We start from the raw sequence: 4563 nt of genomic DNA, 5'->3' as shown, positions 1-4563 counted from the left end.
CTTCCGAAGACAGCGCCCTTGCCACGGGCGAGACTCCGCGCATGAGAGCGTCGTGCAGGACCTGTTTTGCGAGCAGATCCCGCGTGGTGGCAAGAAGGACACTGGCCGATTGTCGGGTCTCCCCCACGAGCCGTCCCTGCGCGGCATCGAAAACTTGCAGCACCAGATTGGTATCCGCCATCGGCGGACCGCTGCCGTTCGGGGGGAACCCACCGCCGCCACCGCCGGCGCGAACTGCAAGCAGCGGAATCCATCCCACCACAAGCGCATTGGCCCCCGCGGCCTGGGCCAGGACCCGGAGCCTCTCGAAATGGAGGACATCTATGTTTTGCCAGCCCACGGACGCCTCCGCTTTCTCCATCGAATCTCGTGGAACGAACGTAAGCTGGCCCGCCCCCGATTGGGCGAGCAACGTGGAGAGCTCGTCTGCGGCGAAGCGTTCGGGCACGAAGCCAAACGCGCCCAGCGGGGTGGGGGAATAGAAATCCACCACCCCCACGGTCCTTGCGGTGGCCGCGGCAGTGTCAACCGGTCCCGACCGGCTCGCGGCCGTGATAAGGAACAGAAGAACCGCAACTCCTTGCCATCTCATCGGTGCGCCTCCGCGTAGAATCCCTTTGTTGGGGCATAGTTTCGGTACAATGACTCCGGCAGCGACTCAGAGCTTCTTGCGGTAGTTCACGCAACGGTCGACGACCTCGAATCCGAGAGCCGCGTGGGCCCGCTGCGATTCCTCGTTGTCGATCCACGTGTTGGAGGCGAGCTCTGCGCAGCCTTGCTCCCGCGCCCAGGCTTCCGCGCGCTGCATCAACAGGCGTCCGGCGCCCCGGCCCTTGTGCTCCGGCGCGACGTACCACCCTTCGACAAAACCGCAGGGACGGGTCGGGTTGCACCCATCGGCATGCGAGCGGAGCCCGACTTCCACGAAGCCGATCAACCCACCCTCGTCTTCTGCGACGAAGACAACGAGCGGCATCGTGCTTCGAGGACGGCCGGCGAGGATCGCACGCACCTCTTCTCGATGCTCCTCTGTCGGGGTGTCGGGCCAGAGCCGAGCGCGCAGGGCACTGACCTGCTCCAGGTCTCCGGGGGCGGCCGGCCTCACGTTCACATCCTTCACGATATCATACGACGGCATCCCACGATCGTGAGCGCGCCCCTGGAGGGACGCAGGACATGGCATTTGACACGGCAGAACCACCACACAGCGCCCAACAACGGGAGGGAGAGAAAACGAAGATCGACCGCGTGCGCACGTTCGTGGTGAAGATTCCGTATCATGATCGCTTCGGCGGGCAGACGGCCACTCCCACGCTGCTCGCGGGCGGCGAGTATTACTTTGAAGCCGAGTGGAACGAGGTCTACGCCGACCGTACGCAGACCCTTCTCATCCGCATCGATACCGACGACGGGCTGCACGGCTGGGGAGAGGCGCAGGCCCCGATCGTGCCCGAGGCCGCGCAGGCGGTGGTCGATCGCCTCCTCGCCCCGATGCTGATCGGCGCGGATCCTCGGGAGGTGCGGTCGCTCCGGGACCGCTGCTACCTCAGCATGAACGGGCGAGGCCACTTTACGGGGTTCATGGTCGACGCCATCGCCGGATGCGACATCGCGCTCTGGGACATCGCGGCCAGGGCGGCCGGCGTGCCCCTCTCGACGGCCCTGGGCGTGCGGCTCCGCGACCGGCTCCCGGCGTACGTTTCTGGCGTGCGCGCCCCGACGACGGACGCGCGCGCCGCCCTCACCGCCGCCCTGTGCCAGGAGGGATACCAGGGCGTGAAGCTCTATCTCGGCCGCGGGGTCGAGGCGGACCTCGCGGAAGCCGAGGCGACCCGCGGGCAGGCGGGGCCCGGAGCCCGGCTCTTCGCAGACGTGTTTTGGGTCTACCCGTTCCAGGAGGCGGTCCGGCTCGGTCGGGGGCTCGAGGGCCTAGGGATCGAGTGGCTCGAGTCGCCGCTTCCGCCTGAGGATCTCGACGGGCACGCCCGCCTCGCTGCCGAGCTCGCACTGGCCGTCGCCGCGGGCGAAACCCTGCGCACCAGGTTTCAATTCGCGGAGTGGCTCGCCCGGGGCGCCCTCGACGTCGCGCAGCCCGATATCGCGCGGTGCGGGGTGACCGAAGGGGAACGCATCGCGGCGTTGGCGGCCGACAGCGGCCGGCCGGTCGCGCTGCACTTGGGGGTGTCGCTGGGTGTCGCCATGGGCGCGACCTGGCAGGTGGCCGCTACGCTGCCGAACTTCTTCATTCAAGAGCATCACCCGCCGATGCTGGAGCTCTCGAATCGCTTCCTCACCGATCCGCTGCAGGTAGAACGGGGATCGCTGCTCGTCCCGGCGTCACCCGGGATCGGCGTGGATGTTGATCTCGACGCGCTCGCCCCGTACGTGACCAGCCGTGGGGACCTCCGCCGGATCGGACCCTAGCCCCCCGGCGCCCAAGCGATCGTGCCCGCCGGCGAGATCACGACGACGGGCCTGTCCTCTAGCCTCATCGTACGGTACTGAGGATATTTCTCGCGAAGCAGCGCGATCGCCCGGATGTGGTCCGGCCCCGATTCGATGACCCGCGCGGTGCCGGTCACGAGCGTATAGCGCAATCGCCGCCAATCCTCTTCGTAGTGGTCGACGATCATGGCCACCTTGGGATTCGCGATGATGTTGCGGATCCGGCGGAGGCGCTCGGGTGCCGTGCGCTTCGGCTTCTCGTCGATGACCATGTAGATCGCCGCCCCATCGTAGGCGAAGCATACCGGGACGACGTGAGGCTGTCCGTTGCGGTCTGCGGTGGCGAGCCGGGCGATGCGGGCTTCGCGGAGCATTGCCTCGGAACCATCGCTAGTGGCCATGCCGAGCGCTACCCGGCGTAGGACCACGGGGTCTGCGTGAGCGCGAGCGGCGCCGCGCCCGGGTCCCGGAGTCCGGTCCCGACGACTTCGGCGACAAAGATGGTATGGTCGCCCCTTGTGACGGCGTCGGTGACCCGCGCTTCAAACCACGCGGGAAGATCGAGGAGCAGCGGCGCCCCGGTGGAGGGCGCACGTTCGAACGCGTATCCGTTGATCCGGCCGCCGTCTGCGACCGAGGGTCGGAAGAATGCGGAAGCGATCTCCTGCTGCGTCGACGCCAGGACGTTGACGGCAAACGCGCGGCTTCGGCCCACGACCTCGTGGACGTGGCCATCCCGGCGGATCCCGACCATCACCAGCAGCGGGGTAAATGACGCCTGAGACAGCCAGGTAACCGTCCCCGCGGCGAGGTCGTCTCCTGCGGCGGCGGTGAGGATGTACATGCCGTAGGTCAGCAGGCGCAGGACTCGTTTTCGTACGGCGGCATCCATGACGACGGCTCCTCGCGACGCGCCCGGCTTCCTTTCCATCGTAGCATCCTTCCTATAAGATGGCGACGGACGGAGGCGAGAGGAGGCGCTTGATGGCAGGTTCGCTCGCGACCCTCGACGGCGCGGAGGGTATCTTTACCCTGACCCTCCGGCGGCCCGCCGCGCTCAACGCGCTTAGCACCGAGATGTGCCGGGCGGTCCTGGACGCGCTTGCCCGGGTCGATCAGGATCCCGGGGCGCGCGTGCTGATCCTGACGGGCGAGGGCAGAGCGTTCTGTGCCGGGGCGGACCTCAAAGAGCGGGAAGGCGCCGCGCCCGAGGCGATCTGGAAGCACAATCGCAGCATCTTTCAAATCCCCGTGGAGTTGGAACGGCTCGCGGTGCCCGTGATCGCCGCGGTCAATGGTGTCGCCCTGGGGGGCGGGTGCGAGCTCGCGCTGGGATGCGACCTGCGGTGGGCGGCCACCACGGCTGAGTTCGGGTGTCCCGAGGTCACCCGCGGGATCATTCCCGCGGCCGGCGGGACCCAGCGGTTGTCGCGCCTGCTCGGATCGTCCCGGGCGATGGCCCTGATCCTTACCGGGCGCCGGATCAGCGCGGAGGAGGCGTACCGGATCGGGCTCGTGGATGCCGTCGTTTCGCCGGACGACCTGCTGGGAGCGGCGGGCGAGACCGCCCGAGCCATCGCCGCGAATGCGCCGTTGGCGGTCCGCGCCGCAAAGCGGGCAATCCGATACGGGCTCCACCAGACTTACGAGGGAGGGTTAGAACTCGAAGGGCAGCTGCAGCGGATGCTGTATGCGACCGCCGACTGTCAGGAGGGGATTGTCGCCTTTCGCGAACGCCGGCCGCCCCGGTGGACGGGGCGGTAGGAGACCACACACCACCCCGTCCCCGCGAACGGCGCACCCGTGTCGCGCGCCGCCGCGGTCAGGCTAGTCCGTGAGGGCGACCTGGGCGACCTGTTCGTTCGCGGACCGCTCCGGCGTGTTCGTCCTGATCTCCTCTCGGACCGCACGGTCCGATCTCGTCGGCATCGCCCTGAGCCGGATCATCATGGCGTTCACGTCGAGCGCAACTTTGTTGAGCTGCATCTTCACATCCGCGAGCGCGGGCTGCTCCTGGTCGTAGGCCGACGCTTTGACGCGCGCGATCTCCTGGTCCTTCTCCACGAGGAGCGCGTCTCGTCTTCGCACGCGGCCCCGCACGACCAACAGGTCGATCAT

The 4563-nt window shown here is 68.0% G+C and carries 7 protein-coding genes; 2 read left to right on the top strand and 5 right to left on the bottom strand.

Going from position 1 to position 4563, the window contains the following annotated elements:
• Positions 1-592: hypothetical protein (locus VFP86_05900; GenBank protein HET8999161.1), on the bottom strand; the 592-nt coding region annotated here is incomplete at its 3' end.
• 66 nt (positions 593-658) lie between these two features.
• Positions 659-1138: a GNAT family N-acetyltransferase gene (locus VFP86_05895; protein HET8999160.1), complete on the bottom strand. Its 480-nt coding sequence runs from the start codon at positions 1136-1138 to the stop codon at positions 659-661.
• Between the two features lie 38 nt (positions 1139-1176).
• On the opposite strand from VFP86_05895, the gene VFP86_05890 reads away from it, so the two are divergent.
• Complete coding sequence (locus VFP86_05890) at positions 1177-2424, top strand: mandelate racemase/muconate lactonizing enzyme family protein (protein ID HET8999159.1); 1248 nt, start codon at positions 1177-1179, stop codon at positions 2422-2424.
• On the opposite strand, the gene VFP86_05885 is transcribed toward VFP86_05890, so the two are convergent.
• A complete protein-coding gene (locus VFP86_05885) occupies positions 2421-2846 on the bottom strand; it encodes a TIGR03668 family PPOX class F420-dependent oxidoreductase (protein HET8999158.1) in 426 nt (141 codons plus the stop codon). The genes VFP86_05890 and VFP86_05885 overlap by 4 nt on opposite strands.
• An 8-nt stretch (positions 2847-2854) precedes the next feature.
• Positions 2855-3376 carry a flavin reductase family protein gene (locus VFP86_05880; GenBank protein HET8999157.1) on the bottom strand — a complete coding sequence of 174 codons (522 nt, stop codon included), beginning with the start codon at positions 3374-3376 and terminating at the stop codon, positions 2855-2857.
• Positions 3377-3429: 53 nt separating this feature from the next.
• On the opposite strand from VFP86_05880, the gene VFP86_05875 reads away from it, so the two are divergent.
• Positions 3430-4209 (top strand): enoyl-CoA hydratase-related protein, encoded by a 780-nt coding sequence (locus VFP86_05875; protein HET8999156.1) that lies wholly within the window; start codon positions 3430-3432, stop codon positions 4207-4209.
• 63 nt (positions 4210-4272) lie between these two features.
• Here VFP86_05875 and VFP86_05870 read toward each other — a convergent pair.
• A partial coding sequence (locus VFP86_05870) for a hypothetical protein (GenBank protein HET8999155.1) occupies positions 4273-4563 on the bottom strand: 291 nt, incomplete at its 5' end.

Source organism: bacterium (genome assembly GCA_035703895.1).
GTDB lineage: Bacteria > Sysuimicrobiota > Sysuimicrobiia > Sysuimicrobiales > Segetimicrobiaceae > Segetimicrobium.
Note: the sequence above shows the minus strand (reverse complement) of the source record. Positions and strands in the feature narration are given on the sequence as shown.